Here is a 26,316-nt window from a genome sequence, read left to right as displayed (position 1 = left end):
AGATGTGTATAAGAGACAGCCCGTCATCCCGGCGCCGGCCCAGATAACGCCTCCGGTCGATGTCGATTGCACGAAAGGCAAAAATCCTGACGATCCTAAGTGCATCGAGCTCGCCCGGCAGGCAAAACTGCTTGAGCGCGTGCGCTCCACTGCTGTCGTCTTCGATCAGTCGGAACGCGCAGGCGGGGCCGCAAGCGCCTCGCCCGACGCTACGGGAGCCGGATTGTTCGGCGCGAACGGCTCGACAAGCACGCCTGCCGGCGTAGCCTCGGATGCAAGTGGTGCTGTCGATGGCGATCGTGCCTTCCTGAAGGCAATGGGAGGGCAGGGGGTACAGGTGTCGGTTGCCGCCGAGAACCGCCGTATCGATGCCTGGATTCCGCAGGGCACGATGATCCGCGGCACGTTGGAGACGGCGATCAATTCCGATCTCGCCGGTATGGTGAAAGCGATCGTTCGGGAGGATGTCTACTCCTTCGACGGCCGGCGCATCCTCATTCCTGCCGGCTCCTCGCTGATCGGCGATTATAAATCCGGTGTCGAACGCGGGCAGGAGCGCCTGTTCATCGTCTGGACGCGCATGATCCGTGGCGACGGTGTTTCGGTTCAGCTTGGCTCTTACGGCACGGATCGTCTCGGCCGCTCCGGCATGACAGGTGTCGTCGACCGGAAATACTGGGAGCGGTTCGGGCCGCCGGCGCTGATGACGATGATTGGCGGGGTCACCCAATACATTGCTCAACTCGGTCAGAAACAGGATCAAAATATCACGGTGGTCAACACGGACGGAAGCGTGACCAGCATTCCGCAGAGTAACGGAACGACCTCGCAGGATCGGGCGCGCGAGATTGCTGCGGAGACGATCGCGTCCGGCATTCAGCAACTCGCGACCGAAGCTTTCCAGGACAGCCGCAATATCCGCCCCACAATCCACATCGCCCAAGGATCCGACATCACCGTCTTTGTCACCCGGGACCTTGATTTCTCGGATCTTTATCCGGACCCGGTGCGCGAGGCGTTCGAACGCCTGCGCCGAAAGAAGGTGGGCAAATGAACGCGCACCCCTCGATCTCCGCCGAGCAGCACTTTCTTTCCGAGGCGCTCGAACCCATCAGACAATTTCTCGACGATCCCGCGGTGGTCGAGATTTCCTGCCAGCGCAGCAACGAGATCTGGCTCGAGCGAATCGGCCAGCTCAGCATGATCAGGCAAGAGGTCGATGGGCTGGATCAGGAGGCGATCCGCCATATGGCGTCGCGCGCGGCGTCGTTCACCAAGCAAACCATTAATGCTCAGAATCCGCTGCTGTCGGCAACGCTCACCAACGGCGAGCGCGTCCAGTTCGTGCTCAATCCGACTTCCGCCACCGGACACGCGTTTTCGATCCGCAAGCAGTTTATCCGGCGCTTCGATCTCGACGATTATGAGAAAGCGGGCGCTTTCCGCTTCACCAAGGTAACAGGAGACGACTACATCGACGATGTCGATATCGAGTTGTCGCGCCTGCTGCGTATTGGGAAGGCGCGTGCGTTTCTGGAGCTCGCGGCCGCCAATCATCGCAGCATGTTGATCTCCGGCGGCACCTCCACCGGCAAAACGACCTTCCTCAATACGATGCTGACGGCGATCCCAAAACATGAGCGTTTCATCCTCATGCAGGATACGGCGGAGCTGGAACCCCGCCAGGAAAACGTCGTCTCGTTGCTGGTCTCGAAGGGTGCCCAGGGCGAGGCTAGGGTCACGATGACAGACCTTTTGGCTTCCGCACTGCGGCTCAGGCCAGACCGGATCTTCATGGGCGAGCTACGCGGCGACGAGGCTTTCGATTTCCTCAATGCGATCAACACTGGTCATCCCGGCTCGATGTCGACCATCCACGCAAACTCCCCACATCATGCCTTCAATCGACTGTCGACGCTGGTGCTCAACAGCAATGTCCGCATGGAGCGTGACGACATCATCCGCTACATCCGCTCGATCATCCCGATCGTGGTCCAGTTGAAGAAGAGCGATGCCGCCGGCGGCCGCGGTGTCAGCGAGATCTATTTTGCAGACGAGGTGGACGAAGATGGCAAACGTATCCACGGACGCAGAGGCTGAACGTCCGAAGTGGACGAAGTTTCAGGAGGTCTCGGCCTTCACATTCCCGGTCGCCGTTCTCGGCGCCGCGTTGATATGGTTGCTGTTCTTCACGCTGATCTACGACGCCTATGTCACATCCTTCGGATCGACATCCTATTACGATTATGTTGCCCAGGCCCGCATTCTCGACAGTATTGCCTACACATGGTCGGTTATCCGCGCGCGAAACACTGTCGGGCTCTCGATCCTGGCTCTGGTCCTGGCCTCGCCGTTTCTGTTTTTCCTGCTGAGCCTCTGGATGTTAAAAGGCGGCAGGGCCCTGTCGCGCAAAATCCTCTACCTGCTGCATGTGAGGTCGATGTTCACCCTGATTGCCCATACGGCGCTGATCTTTGCTGGCGCCTATGCCGGCGTCATTGTTTACGGAATCGTCTTTTATCTCGTTGCAAGCAAGGCCGGTGGGTTAGCCGGAGTAGCGGACTATTATGACGCTCATCTTGCGGCGATGTATCAGGCGCCCTTTGGTTACACCGACGCGTCTGCTAACTTTCAGCGACCGTCGCGGCAAACAATGTTTGCGGCGCTCGGCGGTCTTGCGGCTGCTGGAGCCCTGGTTGGGTTTCCAATCGGGGCGGCAATCCAGAAACGCCAGCGCATGATCATGGGCAAGGCGCGGTTGGCGACCTTGAAGGATGCCGCCGATTTCCGGCTGAGCGACAAGCACGGTATCGTCCTCGGCCTCAAGCAGGGCCTTCTTCTGCGCAACGACGGCGACCAGCATGTGATGGTCATCGGCTCGCCGGGACAGGGCAAGTCGCGGGGCTTCGTCATCCCGACGATGATGAGTTTCAAAGGATCGCAGATGGTCCTCGACATGAGCGGCGAACTGTTCGAGGAGGCGTCCGGTTATTTGAAGGACCAGGGGTACGAGATTTTCCTGCTGGCGCCGGGATCGAAATTTACGGACGGCTATAATCCTCTCGACCTCATCAGCGCCGACCCGAACCAGCGCATCACCGACCTGCAGAAGCTGACGCAGATGCTGTTGCCAGAGCGTCTGCGCTCCGATTCCTCCGACTTCTGGGAAGAGAGCGCCAGGATATTGCTGACGGCCATGCTTGGCTTCGTGCTCGAATGCCCTGACACCCGAAAATCGCTGAGCGAGCTCTACCGCATCCTCAATTCGATGTCGGACGAGCGCAAGGCGATCATCCAGCTCCTGGAAAACTACGAGGCCGTTCTTTCCGATCAGACCCGCATGCAGCTTACCAAGTTCGCCGGTCGCCATGAAAAGCTGGGCGAGGGGATCGCGGCAGAGATCGTCGCAAAGCTCAATTTTCTGCAGAACCCCTTGGTTGAAGCGCTGACCTCCATCACCACGATCCCGATCGACAAGATCAGAAAACGGAAGCTGGTGATCTTCGTTCAGGCCGACTGGAATGCGATGCAGATCTACGAGCGGCTGATTTCGATGTTCATCCAGCAAATGGCCGACAAGCTCGTACAGATGGGGCCGTTGCGAAACGGCGAGCACGAGGTACTGATGATGCTCGACGAGTTTGGTAATGGCGGGCGCATAGACACCGTCCTGACGCTTGCGCCATTGATCCGCAAGAACGGTGTGCGCTTCGTCTTTATCCTGCAGGACGGTGCGCAACTCGAACGGCTGTATCAGCGCTCCGGGCAGAAGATCCTGATGGGCGCGTCGACGATCAAGCTGTTCATGAACTTCCAGAACCAGGAGGACGCGGCCGCCGTCTCGGCTGCAGCCGGCAGGACGACGGAATGGGTCGAACAGTCCTCTTACTCCCATCGCCATGGTCGCAGGCAGCGATCGATCTCGAAGGTGCCGGTGTCGGTCGACCTGCTCCCCGTCAACACATTGATGATGATGAAGCCGGAGGAGGCGATCCTCCAGGTCACCGGCATGCCGCTCATGCGCATCATGAAACTCGATTCCGGCGGCGAGCGGATGTTCTCGAAGGTGCGGAAGTTCAAGCCGGTGACCAAACCATGTATACAGCCGGTCGAATGGACGATTGCCGACAGCGAAGCCCTCATGCCCGGCGCGCCGCAGCTTGAAACCGTTCCACCACGGAGAAAGGAGAACGACTCGCCGGCCTCCGGGATGGAGATGGATTTGGCCGTCGTCAACCGGCCGCAGCAGCCACAAAGCATTCGTTTCATCGTCAAGGAGGGCGTGCGTCACGTCTATATTTCGTCGCTCGATGAGCTTCGTCAGCGTCTGGACCTCGACGAAACGCGCGAGGCGGGTCGGACGGAAGAAGAACTTCGAGATGACGAGAAGACACCGGCGCAGAAAAAGCAATCTTCTCCGAGAGGCGGTCGCCGAGGAGATGGGGACGCGACGCGCGCTTCCGGCGTCGTCCAGGTTGACGACGTCGATATCGAGATAGATCAGTCGAAGTTGGACCGCAGCGTGTATCCGGGCTCTCCGCGCGGACCACGGAATCGAGCGCCACGCGCTTCGCATTTTCAGGAGGAGACTGAAAATCTCCCGGCCTCGGCCATCCTGCGGCGCCAGGATGTCCGCGGCGCTTTCGGTTCGGACATCAAGGCCTTGAACGACGCAATCTTTGAGCAGGCGGACGCAGGCTCGCTCGATCCGATGGAACTGAATGAGGATGTCGAGCTCCTGATCGGAACTCTCTCTGAGCGCCTGACCGAAGATAGCTCAAAAGCGTTTCTGCGCGAATTTGCCGATCGTGCGCGCGATCCACTTCGCGAAGAGGGGCTGCAAGATGACGACGCTAATGACCGGTTAGCGTAGGCCGAAAGCATATGCGCCAAAGTACGGCTTTCCGCTTCGCGATGGCGGAGCGGTATTTGCCAGTTTCAGGAAAAGCCGACAGAAGGAGGAATTCCGTGGGCGAAATCAGGTACCTCGCAACTCGAGATCCCTTCAAAGACGATGTTGTCGAGCGGATTGTTGCGGCGGCCAGGGCTAACGCTGGTCTCTGGCTGATGATCAAGGAGCGCGCCGTCGAAAAGCGCGTTATCAAGGCCGAACTCGAACGCCGGGGAGAGGATGCAAATGACCTGGACCGTGTCTTCCAGACAGGCCTGACGCCGACGATTGCCAAACTGGCAGACGAGCTCGTCTCCACCATGTTTGGCAACTGCCCGCCGGAGATCGGGTCTCGTGTCCAGAGCGCTTTGCTCGAGGCAGCCGAATCCGAACTTGATGGTGGGTCGGCACAGCCACAGCAATAGGCGTGAGAACATGGCCGCCCACCTATTTCTGCAGGCCGATCATCGACCGTCTGTTGAGGCGCAGTCTCAACGATCGCCTAATTTGTCGACGACCCACGCCTGCAGCCGGCGCCCAGTCCGTTCGGAATTCGCGTCGGTAAGATCCTCCGGAGAAATAGCAAAGATCGGTCCGAGATGTTTCATTCGCGGGATCGTTTTTTCCTTGGCCTGCCGATACTCCTCGGTCTCCATCCCGTAGCCCTCGACGAGCAGTCTTCGCGGTGGCTGATCTCTATAAGTAATCTCCAAAACGAAGTCAGGCCTGCACAGGCCGATGGGTGTTTCCATGGCGAAGAGGGGCTTGATAATGGAGAGCCGCAGTTCTGGAGCAGCATCGAAGAGCGATTGCTGAAGCCAGAAAAGCAGATGGGAAACGTCACGCTCAAATCCGGACTCGACGGGGAAGAGCGTATCGCCGTTATAGACCGGCTGGGCGTAGGCTTGCACAGCCCGAACCGGGCCTCCATCGTCCTCCTGAAAATCAACGTTCAGCAGCGTCAGGAACGGTCCTCGGCTTGCCGGGTCGCCCCGAAGCGGCTGGCGCACCTTGGAGAGGATATCGATTGTCCGCGAGGTGGATGCCGGCATGACGGCTTGTGTGGAAACGCTGTTCGAAAACAATAGCATGAAACCGGTTCGGCGAAGTCCCTCGGGCCAGTCGCGGCGCGAGGTCGCAAGCAGCCGTTGCCAACGGCTCTCTGGATCCCAATAGTCAGGGCCCCAAGTCGATAGAAAAGTGTTCAACGTCCAGGTTCTGAGTACCCTCAGCTCCCGCGCGGCCGAGCGCAGCCGGAAAAGCCGATGGGCGAGCGTGAAATCAGCATTATCCTGCAGCGGCGGAATCACATTGGTGCCCGCCCTCTCGAGCATCCGCCACAGCACGCCGCCCAGTCTGGACGGCCGGTCGTTTCGTTCGCTCAATCGGGAGGGATCATGACCCGAGACATCGGCCAGGCGATTGGGAATGGCGGGAAGGGCATCGATGTACGAGCGATCGGATTTGGGCAGAGGGCGAAGATGATAGCTGCGGTCGATGAGGGCGGGGTTGGCATCCTTGTCGACGTGAAACGGACAGGTGAGGGCGTGGTTTGGCCGCTCCTCATGCCGATCGGGGGCATTGTCCTTCGACGTCAGCCGCCGCAGGGTAAACGTGCGCTCCTGCTGGATCGGAGCAAGCAAAGGCTGGTGTTGTGCTTCCAGGCAGTCGCATTCGATCCAGCCGTTCATCACCTTGACGCGCCGGACTGTCGCAAGCGCGAGCGCTTTATCCTCTTTGGAGGCCGCATTCCCGTACCAGGCGCGCAAAGCGATGGCCTCGCGTTCATCCAGCTCCGCTAGTGGGTGGGTCGGGCTGTTGCGAACCACGATACGCATGATGCGCCATTAATATCCGATCGACCAAAGGCTGAAGCCAAGATATCCAACGCCCACGGCACCAGCGATGGCGACAGCCGTCTCTGCCCAGCCGCGGGTGTCTCGAAAGCTGCCTTTCTCGGTTCGCGCGCCTTCAATCTCAACCGAGAGGAAAACATAGGAGGGGACGACCATGGCATAGCCCAACGTCAGAATGTCTGTGAAGGCCACGCGAGCAGCGACGAACGCGAGCGCCAGAAGTATGGCCGCTACTCCTAACCGGCGCAGGTCGATCCGATAGCCAAATCTTTCGAGCCATCCCATCAGTTTTCTCCATTCGATAGAACAGGCCAAAAATTTAACCGCAGTTAAAGTGCAGGGCAATTGGAGATTGGTATACAAACGCGGGAAACATCAATAACAGCGGGAAGCAGGGCTGTCTGGCGCATCCATTTCGCGGGCCGCCAGCGTTCGCTTGCACGGGCTGTCGGCTGCGGTGTATTGAAAATAACGAGCTTGTGAACAGTCGCAAGCGAAGTACCGTTTTAACGCTTAACGTCTTAGTCTCTGGACAACCTCATGCATCGGACGAGTGGTAGAACTTTGAAACATTCACGTGACTGTCGGCGCGCTCATGCGCCTGGTTATCGGCGCCTGTCGTTCGGCCGCGCGTTGATGGAACAGCCGGGTGAGGATGTCATTCGATGCCGCGGTTGACGGACCATGGGACTGATCAGCTTTCTAACGAAGTTGACCTGAAGTCGCTCTCCTTCCAGGAACGGCTTGCCATCGGTCTGATGCGGTTGAAGGCCCAGCGCCGGTTGACGAACAAGGACCTGGCCGAGCAACTCGGCGTGTCGGAAGCCTATATGTCGCAAGTCACCCGCGGCATGAGGGATGTCAAGCTGTCGACCCTCGACAAGATGCAGCGCGAGTGGAATGTCACGATCGAGGATTTGTTCAGAGTTTCGGACAGTGACCTTGCTCGGATAGCGGCATGGCGGGCGCGTCGGAGGAAAAAGAAAGCCACAGACGAGCTGACGTAGGTTCTTGCGGCGACACGCATTCGATGTGGGCTAGTGATTCAGGTTGAACCAGAACCGTTGCTTCACGCCCTGTTCGTCAGGGATATCGAAGAAATAGGGGTCTGCGCGGCGCGGCCGCGGCGTTGCGATCTGCTGAAGACAGCTATCGCCTCGGTCACCGAAGCTCCGCCGTATCACGACATTCCTCTGGTTGGCTTCGGAAGCGCGCTGACCAGGAGATCGGCATACATCCACCGTCTTAATGCATTGGTCCGGCTCGCCCCTCCAGCTATTGCCCGTCTGCGAACTATACCCAACCGTGGTGCCCGACGGGCAGTCGTCGTAGGTCTCGTGCCCCGGTCTGCCGGCATTGGCCTCATGGCAGATTGGCCACGAAAACCCCGGCTCCTTCATGGCCGCGATGAGCTTTGTCATGGGCGGAACGCAGTAGGGAACCCCGTGCCAGGACGGGTTCTGTGATGCGGCGCAAAGCAGAACCTGGCATCCCCAGGATGCATCCTCGGCATTCGCCGGGATCGCTGATGGCGCAAGGGCCGAACCAACCATGATTGCGGCCAATATCAGTGTCGGTCTCATTGTCCGCCCCTTCGAAGTGTTCATTGGATTTGCCTCCAGACGCCATCAATTTTCGCAAAGGAGAGCACGCCGGGTTGGCTTGCTCCGGCAAATGATCCCGCGGTCGTTGTGATGATGCCTGAGCAGGTCACACCCGGCACGGCCTGACGCGGTTTGCATTCCGAAATGCGCATCGACCGCCTGGATTTCGCTAGCGCAGCGCTAGCCTCCTCGTTGCTTGGGACGTCAGGTTTCGTATTTTGTGACGCTTCGTCTTTCAGCCGAGCGATCTCGTGTTCGAGTTCGGACTCGTGGCCGCTTCTGATCACTTCGTTGATCGCATAGCCGCCGGCCGTGCCAACCAGAAAGGTGGTCACCGCTAAGACCGCGCCACCGGGGGACTTGTTCATTGCCACCTTCAGTATCCCTCAATCCCGAGGCGCTTCAGGATGAGGGCCGGATCGGTCTCGCAGTCTTTTTTCCAATCCGGATGCTTGGCGCAGGCATAGGCGTACTGGCTGAGATCGGCTGACGAGAGATCGGCAAGCTTGTTGCCGACAGCTTTCCATCGTTGAACCTCGGCCGGATCGCAACCAGCGCCTCCGGCCCCGCAAAAGCCTGGGTCGCGCTGCTGTATCTGGTTTTGAGTAACGCCGTCCTCGGCGATCGCTATCGAAGCGGATCCGGACAGCAAGATGAGCGCTGTAGCGGCTCCAACAATGCGGTTCATTCAACCTCCATGCACTTCGTTAGGAGTGGGCGATTTGGCGGGGACAACGGGCAGGGGCAAGTCGCTGTCAGGCTCCAGTGAAGAATCCCTAGCCTTCTCCCCCTTCGCCTGCGAGGCGGTGTAGAGCCAGGGAGGAAGGAGATCTGGCGATGACCAGACCCCGTATCCCAGGCCACGGGCCTTTCTCTCGATATCGAAATAGGCGGGAACCTGAGGTTCGCCGCGGTAATTGAAGGCGTAACCGATGCCCTCTGCGATCGCCGTGGCGGCGAGGTTCGTCTCTCCGACAAAGCAATGGGCGAGGATCACACCGTTGGTGTCGCGAGCAATAGGCGCGCAGTTGACGTCCTGCCCGAGTGTGCGAAGGATCATCCAGGCCCGCGAGACCTGACCAGCCGGCCAGTCAACGCTATCGCTCGTTGCTGTTTGCTCAAGGCGAGGGGCTTCATATCCCGCAAGCCGCACGGTCTGCGCGCTCTTCCTGAATTCAAAGGTGGTCGCGTCGACGACCTGGACTTTTCCATAGATCTGCCGCGGGATGTCAGCCGGCCGGACTTGTGCCGTCGTGGCCGCCGCTGTGATCGTCAGAAACATGATCGACAACGAAACAACTTTCATCGTTGTGCGCTCCCTTGGCCCGTTAGGATCGTGACGGGGTGAGGCATGTCCGAGTAAGCCCACAGCCCGGCGCGTGCCGATCGCGCGCTTTCTTCCGCCACCCTGTAGCCGGGGACGATCAAGCGGCCGGTGGTGTCGACTGCGGCAAATCCCCACCCCTGAGCGATCATGTAAGTTGCCAGATCATAGCGCCGTTTGCCTCTTGTCGTCTGGCAGCCGACCACGGCATTGTTCTGATCGAGATCCTTGATGGTTGTGCAGACGGGATTCGTATCTCTTATCAACGCCTGTACCATGATCAGGTTGAGCTCTCCGCAATCTCTGACGACGCCTGGAGAAATTGAGATGGAGGTCCCGCGGAGACACGCTTGCAGGCCGTAGAGGCGATATCGCCTCCCGCCGGAAATCCAAGTGTCGCCGGTTTCGAATTGCGCCTGTACTGGAAACGGCGCGAAATCGGTTCCATCGTTTTCGTGGCTATCTGCGTTGGCCCCTTCGCTCCCGAGCGCCTGAACCGAGATAATCGGAGCTTGGAGGCGAGGAGATGCTGGAAGGTTCGAGCCGGCGAGCATGGGCATGATCGATATGCCTGCAAAAAGGCCGGAAGCTGCGAACGTGGACATCAACATCAGGAACCTCATCGGATCAGTTCGTGGAGGGATTCGCGCGATAGCGCTCACCGTAAGGATGCGTGAAGTGGGCGTTAGCCCAGATTCCGGCTTTGGCTTTCTGTGCGCGTGTCTCTGCCTGTGCATATTCCGGAAACACTGCCCGGCCGGTGCGATCGCGTGCCGCGAACGCTACTCCCTTGATAATGAGCACTTCGGAAAGCGATCGTGTTTCACCGTCCTTCACGAAAAAGCATTCGGCAAAACGTACGCTCGGCGAACCAGCATTCTGGCCGATGAAATGGCACGGGAAAGCATTGCCAGCCGCCGCCTCCGCTTCGCCGAGCATGGCGGTTAGGCCGGCGAGCGAGACCATCGCGCATGTCGTCTGCAGGCTGGCGAATTCCATCTCCTCGGTCGAGAGGCAGCCTTGGGCGCCGGCCAATTTGACGATGGTTCCGTCGGACGCAAGAAAGGCGCTTCCGCTCAGTGCACCTTCAGGTGTGATGGTTTGCAGGTCGAGCCGCTCGGCGATCGACGAGGTATCGAGGGGCTTTTGGGGGGCAGGGATCAGATCGCGCCCTTCTGCGTAGGCCTTCTGATAATAGCTGACAAATTTCGAGACCGAATCCTCTTCGCCCGCGAGTGCGACGGCATTCGTCCCGCATGCAATGGTGCAGAAGAGGAGTTCAGCGAGCCGTCGTGCGCCAGGATTCATGCTTGCGTCCGTCATCAATTGGCTCTGGAGATGATGCACAAAATTATACTGCAGTGCAAGTCTGGAAAAGTCGGAGAGATTGCGGTATGACTTTTCCAACGCGGAACTGGCACATGGAGAAAGGCAGATGTCGGCACAGCAAAAGGCTATCAGGATCGTGACTTCCCCTTTCCGGGTCGTGTGGTTCCTGATCTTAATCGCCAACTTCCTGGTCGTCTTGGCCGCCTGTGTGCTGTTCACGGCCTTCGCTGCCTACGCTCTTGCGTTGACGATTTCATATCTCTTCTTCCCGGCGGAATGGACGCGGGCTCTATGGCAATGGGCGCTGGACCTTTACGCGCAGTCCCATTTGTTCAAAGGCGCGACGATCACCTTCTTCGTTCTCCTTCTTCTGCCGATCCTGAAACTCTGGCCGGGCAGTGATCTCAAGGCAGATGCAGCCCGCGAGCGCGAAGCGACGAGGATCAACGACGATCTGATCGCGGCTCGTCATCGGGCGCAGAGCCAAATGAAACTTCGAGGCTGAGGGATCCATGACAGGCAAACCACTCTCGCTCGCGATCTCGACCTTCAAGGGCGGCGCCGGGAAATCGACCTTGAACGTCAATCTCGCGGCCGAGTTCGCGCAGCAAGGACACAGGACACTGCTCATCGATTGTGACGAGCAGGAATCGTCGACCCGCTGGTACAATGTGTCCATGAAGCGAGGGCTGCTCCCGAGCGACGGCACGCTGCTGCATCTGCGAGTCGCTCCGGACGACCAGTTCGCAGATCGCCTTGCGGAGGCCCCCGCGGCCGATATCAGGATCTACGACGTTGGCGGATACGTCCACCAACGGGCAATCGAAGTCTACCACGAATGCGATGCAGTCCTCATTCCTGTCATACCCGAGCCAACGGCTGCGACCTCGGCAATCAAGGTCGCGACGATTTTGAAGGAGATTTCCAGGAAGCGGGCGCAAGGTCCAATCCCATACGCGGCGATCTGGAACTATGTGGACATGATCGCCCTCAAGCATAATCGCTCCCTTCCGGAGGTCCATGCTATCCTGACGAGCGGCCGAATTCCGATGGTGGACACGGTCATCCGGAAGAGCAATCACTTCAGCGACGTCGGCGCCGGCTTCGGGTCGCTCTACTCCAAGCTCGCCAGCATTGAGAACAATCCGGCGCTGAGGCCGTCGGCCAAGCGGCGTGCCTCAGAAAGCGTGCTTGACGCAATCGATCTGGTCAAAAAGATCAACAACGAATTCATTGGCCTTCTGCAGGCCGAGGCTGCCTGAGCGCGATGTCGAGGGAAAGAACGCCAGCCGGCAACATTCTCGCTCTTGCCCGATCGAGAGAAGACCAGGCGAGGGACGTGCAGGAGGATGCGACCTCCTACATGCCGACCGGCCTCGATCTCGACAAGCTCATGCCGGAGGATCCTCATCAGGCGCAAGAGAGCGTCGAGCGGGAAACGAGGTCAGAGCACCGTCGCTCTCCAGTGAAGAGCAAACTTCGGGAAGAGCAGGCAGTAAGGGCCCAAGCCGATGTGAACGTGGGATCGGTCAAGCGAAAGCGTATTTCCCTTTACCTCGATGACGACGTGCTGACGAAAATCTTCCGTGTATCCCTGGAACGGCATGAGCAACTCTCATCGGCGACCCACAGACTGATCCTCGAAGCCTTGAAGGCGAGGGGGATGTAGGCAGATGCGTGAACCGGCCGTCATGTTCCGTCTACCTGCCCATGTCCTCAGCAACGTGGATCTGCTTGCCAGCCGTGTCGATATCTCGGTCAATCTTGTTGCAAAGCTCATCGTCACCAGGGAGATCATGCATGTAGCGGCGATGCTGGAGGAGCATGACCGGCAGCTGGGAAACATGCATCAGTTCCTCCGCGAGCTTGCCTTTCGCAACGAGGAGTTTCTGTCGGAAGAGCGCGACCAGGCTGCGCTGGGCGCGGCCATCATGGCGAAGCTGGACGAGGTGATGGGCGCCCTGGATTCAATCAGGGACGCAGCTTTCGTCAGACCATCTACCTTTATCGCCGACCTGATCAGGAGACACGATGAACGACCTCACCAGAAGTCTCTCAAGGTCTAGGCTGGAAGGCCGCAGGCTGCCGAGCTATTTCGATCTCATCGAGGACGAGCTTCGACGGCGTGGCGGCGCGGGCGGTCGAGCGAAAAAGGCGCCGCCGAGGACAAAAACAGGCGTACCCTCGCTAGCGCGCAACGCCGGCGCAGCGACAGCATTCAGCCGGGCGGTTGGCAATAACGCCGTCGTCGTCAAGGTCTTGTCCTATGGAGCCGGAGCAGCGTCAGCCCGCAACGTGCTTGCCTATCAAAGCAAGGAAGAAAAGGCGCGTGATCAGGATGGCCACGAAGTCACCGATGTCAGCGCAGCCGTCCAATCCTGGGAGCGCGAGTTCGGAAATCGGAAAGGAAGCAAGGACGTTCTACGGCTGACCTATGAGCTCGAGCGTACCGACCGAAAACAGGTTGCACGCGCACTGAGCTCACTTGCGTCAGAGGGGTTCCGCGACGTTGGTGATACTGATCGGACCTACGCGTTCAGCGTCAGCGAAGGCGTGAAGGGCCAATCCCGTCTGGACCTCGCGCTGGTGATTGCGCATGAGAAGAGGGACCGATCCGACCGGAGCAGCCAGAATCGTGTTGCGGCTGAAATCGATGACGTGCATGCGATCGATTCACGGGTGGACAAGGAATTGCGTGCGGAGGGGATCACGCCGGTCTCGCGCTATCCGGTGGAGTTTTCGAGTGGTACGAAGGGGCTGGCCGCGACGCTCCATGCGATGCAGCGGCAAGGCGCGGGGGTGACACTTTCGACGAAGACCGGCATCGAGGAGCGTCCGGGCAAAAGCGGCCGCTATTATCAAGCCACGGACCGGCGCGAGTTGACGACAAGCGATCACAGGCAGCTTACAGCCGAGGGCAAGATAGTGGGCTCGCTGATGCAGACCCGGCAGCCACGCGATTTCATGCACCTGTTGTTGTCGGGCCCGGCCAATGTCGACCGCGATCGGTTTATCCTGGCCGGTCGTGACTTTCTAAAGGAGCAGTTCTCCGGTCATCGCTATGCTTATGCGGTCCACAACCGCAATGACCTTGATAAGCATCCGCATCTGCATGTGATGGTCGGGTTGCGTAACAGCAGCGGCAAGATGCTCAATCCCAATATTCGTGATTTCACGGAGTGGCGCACTCGCTTTGCCGAAAAGGCGCGGGAACGCGGCATAGCAATCGATCGTCAAAAGCGTGTCGAACGTGCAGGTCCCCCACCCGTCAAACGGTGGGAGTGGGAGATGTTTCGCCGCATGGGGGCGACAGCACCGCCTAATCTCGTCGAAAAGGTAATCTCCAAGCTTCGCGACAAGCCCACGGCGCCGAAGCTAGAAGAGGCGAGGCGGCGGTTCGATCAGACCAAGCACTCAGTCGGGCGCGTCATCCAAATGCTGGAAAGAATTGCCAAGGACCGAAGTGCACCCAGCACGGCGCGCGAACTGAGCCACGATCTGTCGATCGGGTTGCAGCGCGAGTACCGTCGGTTGGAAACGGCCGTTCGCCGAGGACATGATCCCACTAAAATGAAAGGAGAAGAACACATGCTGCGATCCACACCGATCAGCGCCGCTCAGGCAAAGGCGGCAAAGGAGACGCTGGCGACCACCGCCATCAGCGTCGCCGCGAAGATCCTCAACCCAAGCGATCGGCTGCTCTTCGAGCAGGCGACCAAAGTTATCGGCAAGGTGGTTGGGCTGCAACTCGATGCACGCGTAACTAAGGATCGCGATCGCGCGGGTGTCGATAACGCCAAGCGTTCCTCTGATAGCCTGGAAACGAAGTCGGCGACCGGCCGCGATCATATTGCGGAGCAGGGGATCGTTAACAGAAGCTCGAACAACCGCTCCCTCGACGCGTCGCGCGTCGCTCGGTCCAACGCCGAGCATGGTAGGCCCGAGACGGATCGATCAGATCGCGATCGTGGAAAACTGCGACAGAGCGATCGGGAGATACCTAAGTCGATCAAGCTTCGACCGCCACGGCAAAAGGACACAGATCGCAGCCGCTGACGCAGCGGCAGTCATTCTGATCGGGCGACGATGCAGCGGCGTCCGGCGCGATGACGCAGCCCCAATATCTGTTCGATCCCAGCGCGAAGCTGTCCGATCTCCGTTGTTATAGATAGACTTGGGTGCTGCGGCTCCGTTTCCATCTGGCGTGGCATGCTACAATCGCTCCGTTGGCCAACAACTTGGATGAACGTGACATCCGCGGTGTTTGCGGAGAGGTGTCCGGCTGCAGAGGCGCTGACGAAGATGGCTTCCTTATTGTCGACCCCGTGCAACTCCATCGATCGTCGGATCATGCCGGCACCACGCTTCTGTCGCCAATCATCTCGATGTCGAAGTTTCGTGCCGCCATCTCCTGTGGGGTTACTCCATGTCATCCAGAAATCTGGCATGGCACCGCGAATGCGCAGCAACTCGTCGAGTTGCCTCGTGAGGGCAGCGAATTCCGATCTTCCATATGAGACAGCATCCATCCCTCTTTCGTCCGAGATGAAACCGAAGCGAAGATTGAGCTCTCGCAGCCCTCGCAACATTTCAACGAATTCGTCGCTAATGTCCCCCAGCATGAGATCCCTGGAGGGACTTTTCCGCCTCAGAAGGAGGCCATCTCGCTCGAAAATGACGAGGCTGGCGCAGCCAATTCTTCGAATGACGCAGTGAAAGCCGCGAGCGTTGATATTCATAAAGTGACCATCGGGGCTCAAATTTGCTCCGCCTCTTCAAATGCTGCTAGAGTAAATCAGACACTGGATAACGAGAGGCGCCGTTGCATCGCTCCGATGGTCGGTTCTCGGTATCACCTAAAGGATCCAGATCTGGCTGACACCGGCCTGCCTTCGAATTCGGGATAAAGCCGATATGGCAGGTCCGCGTAGATGTATTCTGCTGGGATTGGGGGCCGGCACAGTTTCGATAGGAACAGCTTGAGATTTTCTGCGTCGTTGCTGGCGATAAGCGTGTAGAAATTCCCACTGTTCCAGATGACGATCGTATGACCGAAAAAGTGACGCAGCGTCTCGCCGATTTCCACCAGACTGACGTCGTTTCGATTCATGCGCGTTAAAACGGCCTCTTCCTTCGCGCGAATGTCGGACGTGTTGAAAAAGCGGGCCTTGAAACCATGGTCCTTTTGCCGTTCACGCCGCCGGTATTCCTCGTCGTCTTCATGTCTGAACTTCTCCACGAAAATGAAAAGCCCATTGCTTTTAAGATGCTGCGAAACAAACCGAATCTGATCGAAGCGATTGGGCGAATACATCTGAAACGTCGTGTCCTCGAGAATGATGTCGAAGCCGGAAGCGAACTTGGCCAGATCCTGTCGCGAACGCAGCAAATCTCTCCTCAGATGATGGAAAGGACCGAGAAAGAAGGTGGCATGCGGAGGATCGCCATAGGCCATGAAGCTTCGATGATTTTCGACGTTCGGACTGCATGACAGGCTCTCGACCCGGCCTTGAGCCAATTCCGAGATCGTCCGCGCCATCGTGCCCTCGGCTGTGCCCAGCGAATAAAGGTTGAGGATATCGGACATATCTTTTGCGTATTTGAGGATCGCGAGTCCGAGACGGCATTCTTCCTCCAGTCGATAGGGAATGCTGGCGTGATAATGTTGATCAAATGGTCCGCGCCGCTGTTCGTGCAGGCGGATGAAGCGGTCGAGAAGCTTGTCGTTGCTCAGCAGTCGCCGGTCCACCTGCGGCTGCTTGATAGGATTTCCCGACCGGCCGGCTGCCGTTTCCGCAAAGAATTCGGCAAGTTCGTTCAAACGCGGCGCGCGTTCGCACTCTTCGAAAAATGAGGAGAAGTCCCGCATCTCGTGCTCCATCGGTTCGGCATGCATCGATGCTGCTGTAAGAGCTGATGGCTGCTGCTCCATCGAAGAGAACGAGCACCGTGCGGGGGCACAATTACAGGTGCGCGCGCCGCTAACCGTCACAATCCTGTTATTCTTTCATAAAATTGTCATGAAATTTTGCGTTGCAGCAGACAAATGGAAATCCCGCCTTAGTTTGTATTGGAGGATTCGCTGATTCGGGCGGTCGTGATGCTTTCGATTGAACGGAGTTGTGCATGTTTGGTCCTGCAGCGTTTGACCCCCGTGCGATCAGACGTGCAGAACAATCCGCATTCGCCCACGACTATGGTTGCTGGCGATCCGTGCGCGCAGACCTCGTCCAAAGGACCGGTGTGCGTCGACAGGAAACAAACATCACCGCGCACCACCACGCGATCCTCCTTAACATCCGCGGTGGCGCAAAGGACGGCGAAGATTATCTGGATGGCCGAAGGGTCGGCTTCACGCAAAGGCCGCCCGGATCGCTGTCGTTCATCCCGGCGGGCCATAGCTGGAACGGCTGGGACGATGGCGAGCCGGCAGCGTCGTACCTCTTCCTCACCATCGGCAAGAAATTTATCGAGGATCATTTTGAAAATGTGCCCGGGACTGATGTCGACCGGTTAGCGCCGACGCTCGGTTTCGAAGATCCCCTGATCCAATATGCTGCCCGCAATATCCGCGCGGAAATCGGACAACGCGATCCCCTGGCAAATATGATGGTCGAGAACCATGTCAGGACGATTTTCGGGCAGTTGTTCCGTCTCTCGGGCCAGCGGCGACACTATCTCAAAGGAGGTCTTTCGCCAGCTGTGCTGAAGCGCTTGATCGACATGATTGAAGCCTCGCTCGACGGTTCCTTGACCCTGGCCGACCTCGCCCACGAGGCTGGTTTGAGCGAGCATTATTTGTCGAAAGCGTTTCGGCAATCTACGGGCCTGCCGCCGCACGCGTTCGTCATTCGAAGGCGATTGGAGCGGGCAAGCGAAATGCTCCGATACTCAAGCCGCCCCATAACCGAGATTGCGTACGCATGCGGCTTTTCCAGCCCCAGCCATCTCGCGGTAGCGTTTCGCCGTGTTATGGGCCTCACCCCAAAGCAATATAGAGCTGACTGGAAGACATAAGCCCGCCAAAGCACTCGTGTGGATTACAGCAGAATTTTGAAAGTGGTGCTTCGCGTCATCCGCTAACTTGACCTCCTCGCAAGCTGCATCTCCATTTTGGTGGTATACGAATGAATGAAGATGCCAACATTGCACCGAAGCTCGCCTTGGACCGCAGCGGATTGCGTGCGGTACGGTACTTCTTTCTATTAAGCGCGTTCTTTGCGGCAACAGGGCGCAACGCTTATTATGTGGGTGCGATTTGGATGCTTGCGGCGTCCGGCAACAATGCCGGCTCCACTGCGCTTTTCCTGGCGCTCGGCAGCATCTCGGAGTTTCTGGCGAGTCCGCCGGCCGGATATCTCGTCGATCGTTTTGATCGCCGCGCCCTCTGTATGGCGAGCGATGGGCTGAGGATCGCCATTTTGCTGGTGACGTCGGCTGCGTTCGTCCTCCACAGGCCCGATTATGCTCTGTATGGTTCGGTGATTTTCTATGGGATGGCCGACCGGCTCTACCTTACGGCCTCCTCGGCAATCGTGCCGTCGATTACGCGATCAGAGAGTCTGGTAGCCTTCAATTCATTTGCATACATCGCTATGCAGGCGGGCAATATGCTGGCGGCGATAGTCACCGGCTGGCTGCTCAACACGGTGCCCTGGACGTCCTGCTTTCTCTTTGCCGTCGGCACATTTGCGATTTCGATGTTCAGCATCTCCCGAACCGGGATGCACTTTCAGACCATGTCGGTTAACACTTGGCACTCAATGGAGTCTCAGTTGGAAACGGGTGAAGGTAAGGGAACAAGCCGCATTCCGCTGTTTCTCGTTGCCAGCTACGTGTTGATCTACGCAATGGGCATGCTGATCAGCGCGCTCGTATCGCAGTTCGTGCTGCAGGAACTTAACGGAACTTCCTTTGAGTTCGGAATGCTGGAATTTTACTGGGCAGTCGGTGCGATCGTCAGCATGCTGATACTGACGCTCAGGCCGTTCAGGAAGGCCGATGGCCGCGTCATCCCGATCATCGTCCTGCTGTCGGGCGTAGCCATGGCTGCCTTTTATCCAACGCGGAATCTCGGCATTACGTTCGCATTGATGGCGTTTCTCGGCGGTGGCTATAACCTGTCGCGCGTTCTCATCGATGTCGAGATACAAAGGGTCGTATCGAACGCGAATCTGGGGCGAGCGAAAGGCTGGATGCATGCCGCCTGCATGGGCTTCAGCCTGCTTCTCTATGCGGGCCTTGCTGTTGCCGGAGACGAACCGGGTCCATCGGCGGCCTTCTTCGCTTTTGGAAGCGGAATGATAACCTGTGTTGCCGCCGGCTATGCCTTAAATGCCGCGAAAACTAGAGCGTCATCAAGGCGGAGAGCGTCGTCATGACCGAGCCAATGGGTGCAGAGGCACCGCCAATTACAAAAGATGCCGCATTGGACTTGATCGGCGCGCTGTTTCCCTGGATCGCCGAATTCCGCCAGCGACACCTGGTGGACTATGCGCGGATGGTGTTCGATATCGAACCTCACATCAGCAGCTGTGATGTCCGGCGTCGCGCGATGTCGCTGCTTCAGCGAAGCATCCGCGGGGCCGCCCGGAACGCGGGGTTTGCGGATGATCGAGCCAATTCCATTGCGGCGGAGATCGCCAATGCTCCCGTCATGCAAACCGGCCCGCACCTGCATTTATTGATCGAGCCGGACGCCTATTACACGCATCTCTTCAGCCTTATGGGCCTGACGGCGCATCGTCGTTCGGCTTACGTCTCTTATGCGGTATCGACAGTCAAATTCGTTGAAAGGGGCCGTAAGGGTCCCGGGTGGCTGAAACTTGGCGGCGAGGCGATCAACGTCTTTGGACTGAGCCGCAGTAAGATGATCCCTTACAGCATCCTCGCGCAGAATGGCCCCTATCGCTTCGCCCTGAAAAACGTTGATCGCGTCGAAGGCGATGGAGATCTTGTCGTGCGGCTGCGCTCCATATTGCCACAAGGCGAGTTCTCGTCGGCTGCGCTCGCGATCAAGCGTGCCAATGCGGGTCTATGGGAGCGATATTTCGACCCGGGCATCGATTTCCTACAGATCGACGATGAGGATGTGGCCGACCTTGTCGCCGAACATCTCCAGGATAAATCATCCTGGCTGACCCGGAACCTGTTTGAGAACGGCAGATTTGCGCAGTGTCTACTGTCCGCGATTGACGCTCTTGGCGACGGACCCTGGCGGGGTTGGCTCAAGAATACCACCGACCTGTTCTGGGGCAGCGATTGCGGCCGCCTCTTCCGGTTGCGGCTGGCGGGTTCCCGGCTTGGGGCAAGGGGAACTGAGGGTTTCTCGATTGAATTCGCAGCGGATGCAGTCATCCAGGCGCTGCGGGCGCGCAAGATCATCCCAAACCTTTTGTTGATGTTCATCGTCACGGCGATCTTGCCGGGCGTACGTGTCCTCGGCGGCAGCCGGCACACGGTTTACTATCCTCTCATGCGCTATGTCTTCTGTCGTGCGCTCGCCATGATCGGAGATCGTGAGCTATGCGCAACGATAGCCGCCGATGAAAAGCCGGGTATCTGGGGACATCGCGTGCTTTTGGGCAATGGCGATCCCTTCTCGGAGCTTGACACGCTGGGATCAGGCAACATTCACGGAGCACTCAGAAACTATGGCAGCCTGGCACTGGCGGACGCCTGCGGTACGCTCGAAAGTTTTGTTGGGGATCCCTTGTGGACCTCTCTCAGCGCTTGTCATGACGAAGGAGCAGTGGGCTTGAAAGATCCTGAGTGGGCGTTGTCGCAGCACCCTTCTCTCACAATCTGACCTGAAATATCCTGCAATAGCATAGCAGGACGGGGATCCCGACAACTCAAGTGGTCTTTCGTTTCCGCCCGGAACGAAGAGATGGCGGCCGGGCGTCTTCCGGATCAATCTCCGCAAATAACTCAGAGACATTTACAGATAGGACCCTTGCGAAGGCTTCCAAAGTCGCAACTGTGACGTTCTCTCTGCCTCTTTCAACCCGCCCTACGTAAGAGCGATCGATCTCGGCTTCTAATGCCAAGCGCTCTTGCGAGAGGCCCCTATCTACTCGAAGCCGCCTAAGATTCCAACCGATGGTCCGACGCACGTCCATCGTGCAACAGATGCATATTGAAGGCTTGACAATCGACGGACTGATAGTCCCTAATTATTTTGAGCCGAGCACGCGGTTTGCCGACAACTTGTCTTAGTCGAGACTGGAGACATGATCTGCGTCGCAGAGCGTGAACGTCTCTAAGGTGGAGATACACAGCAATGCATGATCGAGCAGTAAAGGAGTTTGCTAGCGGCTCGCGAGCCAACGTGTTTCGTGCCGACGAACACGGCCAAGCGACTCATCCGGTCGATATCCATGTGGGACAGCAGCTTCGCATCAGACGGATTCATTCCAACCTGTCGCAAACCGAACTCGGTCAGAAAGTTGGCCTGAGCTACCAGCAGGTCCAGAAATATGAGAGCGGGAAGAACCGCATCAGCGCGTCGATGCTCTACGAGATCGCCAGCGGACTGAATGTGCCGGTGGGATGCTTTTTTGACGGCCTACCGCAACCTAGTTCAGGGGAGGGCGTAGCTATCGCTGCCGAGGCAGACGAGCGTATCGCCTATCTTGCGACGGCGGAGGGACGCCGCTTCGTCGAAGAAATTCTCCGCTTGTCGCCAAAGCTCAGGGCCCGAACGCTGGCGTTGATCAGGACGATCGCCGGGGATGAAGACAAGACTGACGAGGATTAGCCGCTCGGTGATGCTGACATGCTAACTTACTTGAAAAATATAGATTGGCCGGGAGACTTTCTTCCGAGCAAAAATTGAAGGGATCGGAGCCCGTTTTTCGCTCTCGAGGCTCGTTGGCTGACTGTGCGTTCTCCGCCGCAGGGCATTCCTAGAGCCAAGCCAAGTTCCTTGGTTCGCCAGAGAATCCTTTACGCAAAAACTTTCCAGTAACAGGGTCGTTGTTTCTGCCCCCGCAGCAGGAATTGTGCGATCATTTCGAAGTTCACGCTCTCACGCGACTTCGAGGACGCTCTCGGTTGCAGGTGAGGCGCGAAATAGCATCAGCGTCTGCTTTGGCGCCTCCCGCACAATGAATGCCCAAGATGGCGGTTTGGGCACGGGTGACCTCAAGCGACGGGCTTCACATTAAGGCAAAGGATCGGATCGGGGTCGCTGACGAAATCCGCCTGGCAGTTAGCTTGGCGGTACATTACAAAGCGCTGATAGGAGTTGATGCACAAATGGCGCGTCCGACGACACTTTTGCTTGGGGGCATCGCGCCGCCGGACACTGCATTGCTGGCTTGGGGGTGGCATCCAAACCGGCAACGGCAACTGTGCCAGCTACCAGAGGTTTAGTTAAGCTGCCCGAATGGATAGGTGTTGAGGTCTCTCACGAGTAAGGATGGCAGATTGAGATGCGCAACTTCTCCAGAAAAAGGCGGCAGCATGGCGAGCGAGACAGCTTGCCGGTTGGCTTCCCACCTCCATTGAACGCGGAATCGGAGTGGGAACCTGCCTTTAGCCAACGTTAATTCTACCTGCTGGACCGTCGCGCTCTATCAAGGTGCCAAATGCCGCCGAACGTTCGGCGAGATCGCCGATGATCTGCTCACCCAGCTCGCTGCAGGCCGCCACAGGAACGTGCCGCTCATGAAAATCCAGCTCTTTGATCTTCTCCTCTCCACCGAGTACGACAGGCAGCAGATCGATCTGCAGGGATCCGCCTGGGTGGAAGATGCATCTTGCAACCACGCTCTTCCACACGTCGGGCGAACTCCATTCGGTTTCGCCCTTTTCCGTGTGAAAGAAGAAATTGCCAAGACCGAAGAAGATCGGCGCGCGTTTATAGATCTCTATCGGCTGCAGGACGGGTGTCCCATGACTGACGAAGGCGCCGGCACCGGCGTCGATACAGGCATGGGCGAACGCCCTGACCCAATCCGGCACATCGCGCCAGTTCGGCTCCCAGTGATGATGGTGGAGATAGGCGATGACGAACTGTCCACGGGAACTGGCGCTTGCGATCGCCATCAGCTGAGTTGAGGCACTGTCGGGATCAATCGCTATGATACGCCGATTGGCGTCGGAACGCCGAAAGATGGTGCCGTAGAAGTCGATTTCCTTGTCATCGTCGAGGGCGGGGACGTCGTCCGGCTGCGCATAGTTTGCCCGCTCGAGCTTCGAGCTTTGAAACGTCGCCCGGATCGTTTCCAGCATGGCGAAAACAGTCTGATCCGCCTCGAGGATCCGGGTCACGCCCAATTGGTTCACACCCGGCCTGGACGGACGCCGAAAGCGGGCATTCTCAGCATACATGGTTCTAGGTCCCGGTCCCGCATCCATTGCCACCAGGGCTACATGCCGGCTGCCGAAGGCTGCTGTGCCCGGCGAGGCTGCATGATCGCGGTCAAGACCAATACCAGCGTGAAGGAAACCGCGAGAACGAACCTCGTCGATCGTCGACATAATACCCGGTGGGCCAAGATCGAAGGCATGATTGTTGGCAAGCGCGAGCGTGTTGAACCCAATCTGTTTCAGAGCGTCCAGGACAGAAGGGTCGGAATAGCCGAAATAAGATCCTTTCATCGGTGATCCGCCATGGCGCCCCAGAATGGTTCCTTCGAAGTTGGTGAAGGCGACGTCGGAATTTTTCAGGATCTTCACGATTTTCAGAAAGCCCGGATCTCGGCAAATTCTGACGTCATGATGGATGAGCGACTGGCCGGTCACGGCCACGGTAAAAGGGGAGGGCATGGTTTACCTACATGGTCAATTTGCGTTCAACCGGGAGCTCGGATGTCCGGTTCCACCGGTTGCGGCTGACAAAGCTTCTCGTTTCAATCAGCCTCGCCGCTTACGGCGTCGCGGATGGAGAAATATCGATCCTGAACCATTTCAGACTAAACGTCTTTAAGGTTCCGTCTTTGATGCAATCATCGATCGCCTTGTCGAATGCCGCGACGAGTTCGGTGTCTTGCTTGCGGATACCCACTCCGACACCTGGGCCCCACAGTCCGCCTGACAGTTCGGGGCCATAGAAGGCGGCCGTGTCGCCATCCTTTCCATCAAGGAACGTCTTCCATGTAAAATAGTCGGCAAGGCCGCCGTCGATGCGACCCGCTGCAAGGTCCAGATGGAGATTATCCTGGGTATCGTAGCTACGGATTGTCGCAACTTTACCGAAGAGTTCGTTGAGAACGGCTTCCGAATTCGACGACCTGAGCACTCCAAGCGTCTTGCCGGAGAGCGCGGATTGGAGTTGGTCGAGGATTGCCTGTTGCGCGCTATCAATGCTTGTCAGGTTGATCTTCGCCTTGGTGTCGGTTGGAGGAAGCCGGAGATCTTTTCGCATGACCAGCTGATTGAAACCGCCGGCATAAGGTTGCGAGAAGGCGATCGATCTCTTGCGCTTTTCGGTGATCGCCATGCCGGACATGATCGCGTCGAACTTGCCGACGGTCAGTGCCGGGATTATCCCATCCCAGTCCTGCGCGACGAACCTGCATTCGACAGCCATGCGTCGGCACAATTCGTTGCCTATGTCGATGTCGTAGCCGACCAGCTTTCCTTGCGCATCGATCATGTCCCAGGGGGGAGAGGCGCCCTCGGTCGCGATCGTAAGCGCCTTACGTTCCGCGGCTTGAGCGCCGGTCTGACTGATTGCGAGAGCGATGAGACACGCCAAAAGAATGGATTTATACATTTGTCGATTCCCCTTTTATAAAAAACGGATGGAGGGTTGGTTGGCCGGGTCTGCGTAGGATCGCCTGCCGGTCGCCTTTCGCAATTGCCGAAACCTCGAGGTGATCGGGCCGTCGGTTGCGGTCTTGCGATCGCCGGCCTGCGGCAGGGCAAGATGCATTTCCAGCCATCGGAAGAAAGCTGAAACGATGAAGTTCAAGAGCAGATAGAGGAGACCTGCCGCCAGGAAGACCTCGTAGGGAGCGAATGTCTCCGAGACCATCCGACGGGCCAATCCGGTGGTCTCCAGGAGCGTGACGGTGCTTGCGAGCGAACTCGCTTTTACCATGCCGATGATTTCGTTCGCATACGAGGGAAGCACAGTCCTGAATGCCAAGGGAAAAATGATCAGCCGTATCCGCATCAGGCGTGACAGGCCGAGAGCTTGGCCGGCTTCAACGACGCCACGCGGAACCGCCAGAATGCCGGCCCTGAATACTTCCGTCGTGTAGGCGGCGCTGTTCAGGGAAAAGGCGACGAGGGCGCACCAGAACGGTTCGCGCAGCAGCGGCCATAAGATGCTCTGGCGGACGACCGCAAACTGGCTGAGACCGTAATAAACCAGGAAAAGCTGTACCAGCAACGGTGTGCCGCGGAACACATAGGTATAGGCGAGCACCGATCCCGAGAACGCTCTATTCGGCGACGCCCTCAGAAGGCTCAGCGGCACTGACAGAATAAAACTGATTACGAGCGACAGAAGTGTCAGGGACAGGGTGAGGACAATACCGTGCGCAAGCACGAAAATGCTTTCGATTATCAGGTCGATGTCCATGCTCTAGGTTCCCTCAATGACCGGGAATTTGGATGCGTCGCTCCAGCACGCGAAACGATGCGAGCGACAAGCTTGTGAGGGCGAGATAAAGTGCAGAAGCCGTCAGGTAGAAGGTGAGGGGCGCCTGCATCGATCCAGCCCCGATAAAGGCAACTCGCATGACGTCCGTCAGCCCGATGACGGATACGAGGGATGTATCTTTTACGAGGGAAATCCACAGATTGCCGTAAGCTGGCAGGGCGACGCGCATCATCTGCGGCAGGATGACGAATGACCAGACCTGCCATGATGTCAGGCCTAGACTACGCGCAGCTTCCGTCTGTCCTTGCGGAATACTTTTGATCGCACCGCGGAAAATCTCCGCACAGTAGGCGCCAAAGACGATCACCAAGGAAGCAACGCCAGCGGCAAAGGCATTGATTTCGACATAACGACCCGTCAGCGTGGTGATGACCGCCGTTCCCCCAAAATAGACGACAAGTATGACGAGCAGCTCGGGCAGACCCCGTACGATCGTCGTATATACCTGTCCGAGGAAGCCGAAAATGCGCAGGTTTGATAGTTTGACCACGGCGACAAGGAGACCGAGAAGAGATCCGAGAACGCCGCTTACGAGAGCCAATACAACGGTGATCTGGAGACCATTGAAGAATTGAAGTGCAAAGCTGAGCACGCAGATCCTCTCCGCCTTACGTCGGCGTGATGCCCAAATAAGGTCGCCTTATATGTCATTTTCTCATCAAGGACGCGGATACTACCATGGATAGTATTATAAA

At 57.9% G+C, this 26,316-nt stretch carries 29 protein-coding genes; 14 read left to right on the top strand and 15 right to left on the bottom strand.

Annotation, left to right across the window (positions count from 1 at the left end):
• From virB10 to ACPYOP_RS29710, 4 genes are all read left to right on the top strand, one after another.
• The coding region (gene virB10, locus ACPYOP_RS29725; protein WP_481413838.1) for a type IV secretion system protein VirB10 at nucleotides 1-1,054 on the top strand (1,054 nt) is incomplete at its 5' end.
• Entirely contained in the window at nucleotides 1,051-2,100 is a 1,050-nt protein-coding gene (gene virB11, locus ACPYOP_RS29720) for a P-type DNA transfer ATPase VirB11 (protein WP_481413837.1), read from the top strand. The genes virB10 and virB11, both read left to right, overlap by 4 nt.
• A complete protein-coding gene (locus ACPYOP_RS29715; protein ID WP_481413836.1) occupies nucleotides 2,069-4,873 on the top strand; it encodes a type IV secretory system conjugative DNA transfer family protein in 2,805 nt (934 codons plus the stop codon). Before virB11 ends, ACPYOP_RS29715 begins: the two co-directional genes overlap by 32 nt.
• An 11-nt stretch (nucleotides 4,874-4,884) precedes the next feature.
• Complete coding sequence (locus ACPYOP_RS29710) at nucleotides 4,885-5,316, top strand: hypothetical protein (protein ID WP_481413835.1); 432 nt, start codon at nucleotides 4,885-4,887, stop codon at nucleotides 5,314-5,316.
• Nucleotides 5,317-5,382: 66 nt separating this feature from the next.
• Here ACPYOP_RS29710 and ACPYOP_RS29705 read toward each other — a convergent pair whose 3' ends face one another.
• Together ACPYOP_RS29705 and ACPYOP_RS29700 are read right to left on the bottom strand one after the other, a co-directional pair.
• The gene (locus ACPYOP_RS29705) at nucleotides 5,383-6,729 is read right to left on the bottom strand and encodes a hypothetical protein (protein WP_481413834.1); all 1,347 of its coding nucleotides are present in this window, start codon (nucleotides 6,727-6,729) and stop codon (nucleotides 5,383-5,385) included.
• Between the two features lie 9 nt (nucleotides 6,730-6,738).
• Nucleotides 6,739-7,032, bottom strand: coding sequence for a hypothetical protein (locus ACPYOP_RS29700; protein ID WP_481413833.1), 294 nt, complete (start codon nucleotides 7,030-7,032; stop codon nucleotides 6,739-6,741).
• Between the two features lie 380 nt (nucleotides 7,033-7,412).
• On the opposite strand from ACPYOP_RS29700, the gene ACPYOP_RS29695 reads away from it, so the two are divergent.
• Entirely contained in the window at nucleotides 7,413-7,754 is a 342-nt protein-coding gene (locus tag ACPYOP_RS29695) for a helix-turn-helix domain-containing protein (protein WP_481413832.1), read from the top strand.
• Between the two features lie 30 nt (nucleotides 7,755-7,784).
• Here ACPYOP_RS29695 and ACPYOP_RS29690 read toward each other — a convergent pair whose 3' ends face one another.
• The 6 genes from ACPYOP_RS29690 to ACPYOP_RS29665 are packed head-to-tail and all read right to left on the bottom strand — an operon-like array spanning nucleotide 7,785 to nucleotide 11,223.
• Nucleotides 7,785-8,330 (bottom strand): hypothetical protein, encoded by a 546-nt coding sequence (locus tag ACPYOP_RS29690; RefSeq protein WP_481413831.1) that lies wholly within the window; start codon nucleotides 8,328-8,330, stop codon nucleotides 7,785-7,787.
• Between the two features lie 20 nt (nucleotides 8,331-8,350).
• Nucleotides 8,351-8,719, bottom strand: a complete 369-nt coding sequence (locus tag ACPYOP_RS29685) for a hypothetical protein (RefSeq protein ID WP_481413840.1) — start codon at nucleotides 8,717-8,719, stop codon at nucleotides 8,351-8,353.
• Nucleotides 8,720-8,727: 8 nt separating this feature from the next.
• On the bottom strand, nucleotides 8,728-9,039 hold the full coding sequence (locus tag ACPYOP_RS29680) for a hypothetical protein (RefSeq protein WP_481413830.1): 312 nt from the start codon (nucleotides 9,037-9,039) through the stop codon (nucleotides 8,728-8,730).
• A complete protein-coding gene (locus ACPYOP_RS29675; RefSeq protein WP_481413829.1) occupies nucleotides 9,040-9,657 on the bottom strand; it encodes a thermonuclease family protein in 618 nt (205 codons plus the stop codon).
• Nucleotides 9,654-10,298: a thermonuclease family protein gene (locus ACPYOP_RS29670; RefSeq protein ID WP_481413828.1), complete on the bottom strand. Its 645-nt coding sequence runs from the start codon at nucleotides 10,296-10,298 to the stop codon at nucleotides 9,654-9,656. Before ACPYOP_RS29670 ends, ACPYOP_RS29675 begins: the two co-directional genes overlap by 4 nt.
• Nucleotides 10,299-10,302: 4 nt before the next feature.
• Entirely contained in the window at nucleotides 10,303-11,223 is a 921-nt protein-coding gene (locus tag ACPYOP_RS29665; RefSeq protein WP_481413827.1) for a thermonuclease family protein, read from the bottom strand.
• A gap of 25 nt (nucleotides 11,224-11,248) precedes the next feature.
• On the opposite strand from ACPYOP_RS29665, the gene ACPYOP_RS29660 reads away from it, so the two are divergent.
• The 5 genes from ACPYOP_RS29660 (at nucleotide 11,249) to ACPYOP_RS29640 (ending at nucleotide 15,060) form a co-directional block, all read left to right on the top strand.
• Nucleotides 11,249-11,509 (top strand): hypothetical protein, encoded by a 261-nt coding sequence (locus ACPYOP_RS29660; protein ID WP_481413826.1) that lies wholly within the window; start codon nucleotides 11,249-11,251, stop codon nucleotides 11,507-11,509.
• A 7-nt stretch (nucleotides 11,510-11,516) separates the two neighbouring features.
• Complete coding sequence (locus ACPYOP_RS29655; RefSeq protein ID WP_481413825.1) at nucleotides 11,517-12,266, top strand: ParA family protein; 750 nt, start codon at nucleotides 11,517-11,519, stop codon at nucleotides 12,264-12,266.
• 5 nt (nucleotides 12,267-12,271) lie between these two features.
• The gene (locus tag ACPYOP_RS29650) at nucleotides 12,272-12,673 is read left to right on the top strand and encodes a hypothetical protein (protein WP_481413824.1); all 402 of its coding nucleotides are present in this window, start codon (nucleotides 12,272-12,274) and stop codon (nucleotides 12,671-12,673) included.
• 4 nt (nucleotides 12,674-12,677) lie between these two features.
• A complete protein-coding gene (locus ACPYOP_RS29645) occupies nucleotides 12,678-13,070 on the top strand; it encodes a hypothetical protein (RefSeq protein WP_481413823.1) in 393 nt (130 codons plus the stop codon).
• A gap of 229 nt (nucleotides 13,071-13,299) precedes the next feature.
• Nucleotides 13,300-15,060 carry a relaxase/mobilization nuclease domain-containing protein gene (locus ACPYOP_RS29640; protein WP_481413822.1) on the top strand — a complete coding sequence of 587 codons (1,761 nt, stop codon included), beginning with the start codon at nucleotides 13,300-13,302 and terminating at the stop codon, nucleotides 15,058-15,060.
• Between the two features lie 11 nt (nucleotides 15,061-15,071).
• Here ACPYOP_RS29640 and ACPYOP_RS29635 read toward each other — a convergent pair whose 3' ends face one another.
• The gene (locus tag ACPYOP_RS29635) at nucleotides 15,072-15,764 is read right to left on the bottom strand and encodes a hypothetical protein (protein ID WP_481413821.1); all 693 of its coding nucleotides are present in this window, start codon (nucleotides 15,762-15,764) and stop codon (nucleotides 15,072-15,074) included.
• Nucleotides 15,765-15,856: 92 nt separating this feature from the next.
• The gene (locus ACPYOP_RS29630; RefSeq protein ID WP_481413839.1) at nucleotides 15,857-16,873 is read right to left on the bottom strand and encodes a class I SAM-dependent methyltransferase; all 1,017 of its coding nucleotides are present in this window, start codon (nucleotides 16,871-16,873) and stop codon (nucleotides 15,857-15,859) included.
• 257 nt (nucleotides 16,874-17,130) lie between these two features.
• Between ACPYOP_RS29630 and ACPYOP_RS29625 the strand changes: the two genes are divergently transcribed.
• From ACPYOP_RS29625 to ACPYOP_RS29615, 3 genes are all read left to right on the top strand, one after another.
• A complete protein-coding gene (locus ACPYOP_RS29625) occupies nucleotides 17,131-18,021 on the top strand; it encodes a helix-turn-helix domain-containing protein (RefSeq protein WP_481413820.1) in 891 nt (296 codons plus the stop codon).
• Between the two features lie 110 nt (nucleotides 18,022-18,131).
• Nucleotides 18,132-19,385: an MFS transporter gene (locus ACPYOP_RS29620; protein WP_481413819.1), complete on the top strand. Its 1,254-nt coding sequence runs from the start codon at nucleotides 18,132-18,134 to the stop codon at nucleotides 19,383-19,385.
• Nucleotides 19,382-20,812: a hypothetical protein gene (locus tag ACPYOP_RS29615; RefSeq protein WP_481413818.1), complete on the top strand. Its 1,431-nt coding sequence runs from the start codon at nucleotides 19,382-19,384 to the stop codon at nucleotides 20,810-20,812. The genes ACPYOP_RS29620 and ACPYOP_RS29615 overlap by 4 nt, the downstream gene beginning before the upstream one ends.
• 46 nt (nucleotides 20,813-20,858) lie before the next feature.
• On the opposite strand, the gene ACPYOP_RS29610 is transcribed toward ACPYOP_RS29615, so the two are convergent.
• Entirely contained in the window at nucleotides 20,859-21,125 is a 267-nt protein-coding gene (locus tag ACPYOP_RS29610; protein WP_481413817.1) for a helix-turn-helix domain-containing protein, read from the bottom strand.
• Nucleotides 21,126-21,286: 161 nt separating this feature from the next.
• Here ACPYOP_RS29610 and ACPYOP_RS29605 point away from each other — a divergent pair, with 161 nt between their 5' ends.
• The gene (locus ACPYOP_RS29605) at nucleotides 21,287-21,763 is read left to right on the top strand and encodes a helix-turn-helix domain-containing protein (protein WP_481413816.1); all 477 of its coding nucleotides are present in this window, start codon (nucleotides 21,287-21,289) and stop codon (nucleotides 21,761-21,763) included.
• A gap of 779 nt (nucleotides 21,764-22,542) precedes the next feature.
• On the opposite strand, the gene ACPYOP_RS29600 is transcribed toward ACPYOP_RS29605, so the two are convergent.
• The 4 genes from ACPYOP_RS29600 to ACPYOP_RS29585 all read right to left on the bottom strand — a co-directional run bounded on the left by ACPYOP_RS29600 (nucleotide 22,543) and on the right by ACPYOP_RS29585 (nucleotide 26,213).
• Nucleotides 22,543-23,778 carry a CapA family protein gene (locus tag ACPYOP_RS29600; protein ID WP_481413815.1) on the bottom strand — a complete coding sequence of 412 codons (1,236 nt, stop codon included), beginning with the start codon at nucleotides 23,776-23,778 and terminating at the stop codon, nucleotides 22,543-22,545.
• A 100-nt stretch (nucleotides 23,779-23,878) separates the two neighbouring features.
• A complete protein-coding gene (locus tag ACPYOP_RS29595) occupies nucleotides 23,879-24,727 on the bottom strand; it encodes a transporter substrate-binding domain-containing protein (protein ID WP_481413814.1) in 849 nt (282 codons plus the stop codon).
• A gap of 15 nt (nucleotides 24,728-24,742) precedes the next feature.
• Nucleotides 24,743-25,540, bottom strand: a complete 798-nt coding sequence (locus tag ACPYOP_RS29590) for an ABC transporter permease (RefSeq protein ID WP_481413813.1) — start codon at nucleotides 25,538-25,540, stop codon at nucleotides 24,743-24,745.
• A 13-nt stretch (nucleotides 25,541-25,553) separates the two neighbouring features.
• A complete protein-coding gene (locus ACPYOP_RS29585; RefSeq protein ID WP_481413812.1) occupies nucleotides 25,554-26,213 on the bottom strand; it encodes an ABC transporter permease in 660 nt (219 codons plus the stop codon).
• Between the last annotated feature and the right edge of the window lie 103 nt (nucleotides 26,214-26,316).

This window comes from Rhizobium sp. KNZ2-6A, assembly GCF_056755475.1.
Note: the sequence above shows the minus strand (reverse complement) of the source record. Positions and strands in the feature narration are given on the sequence as shown.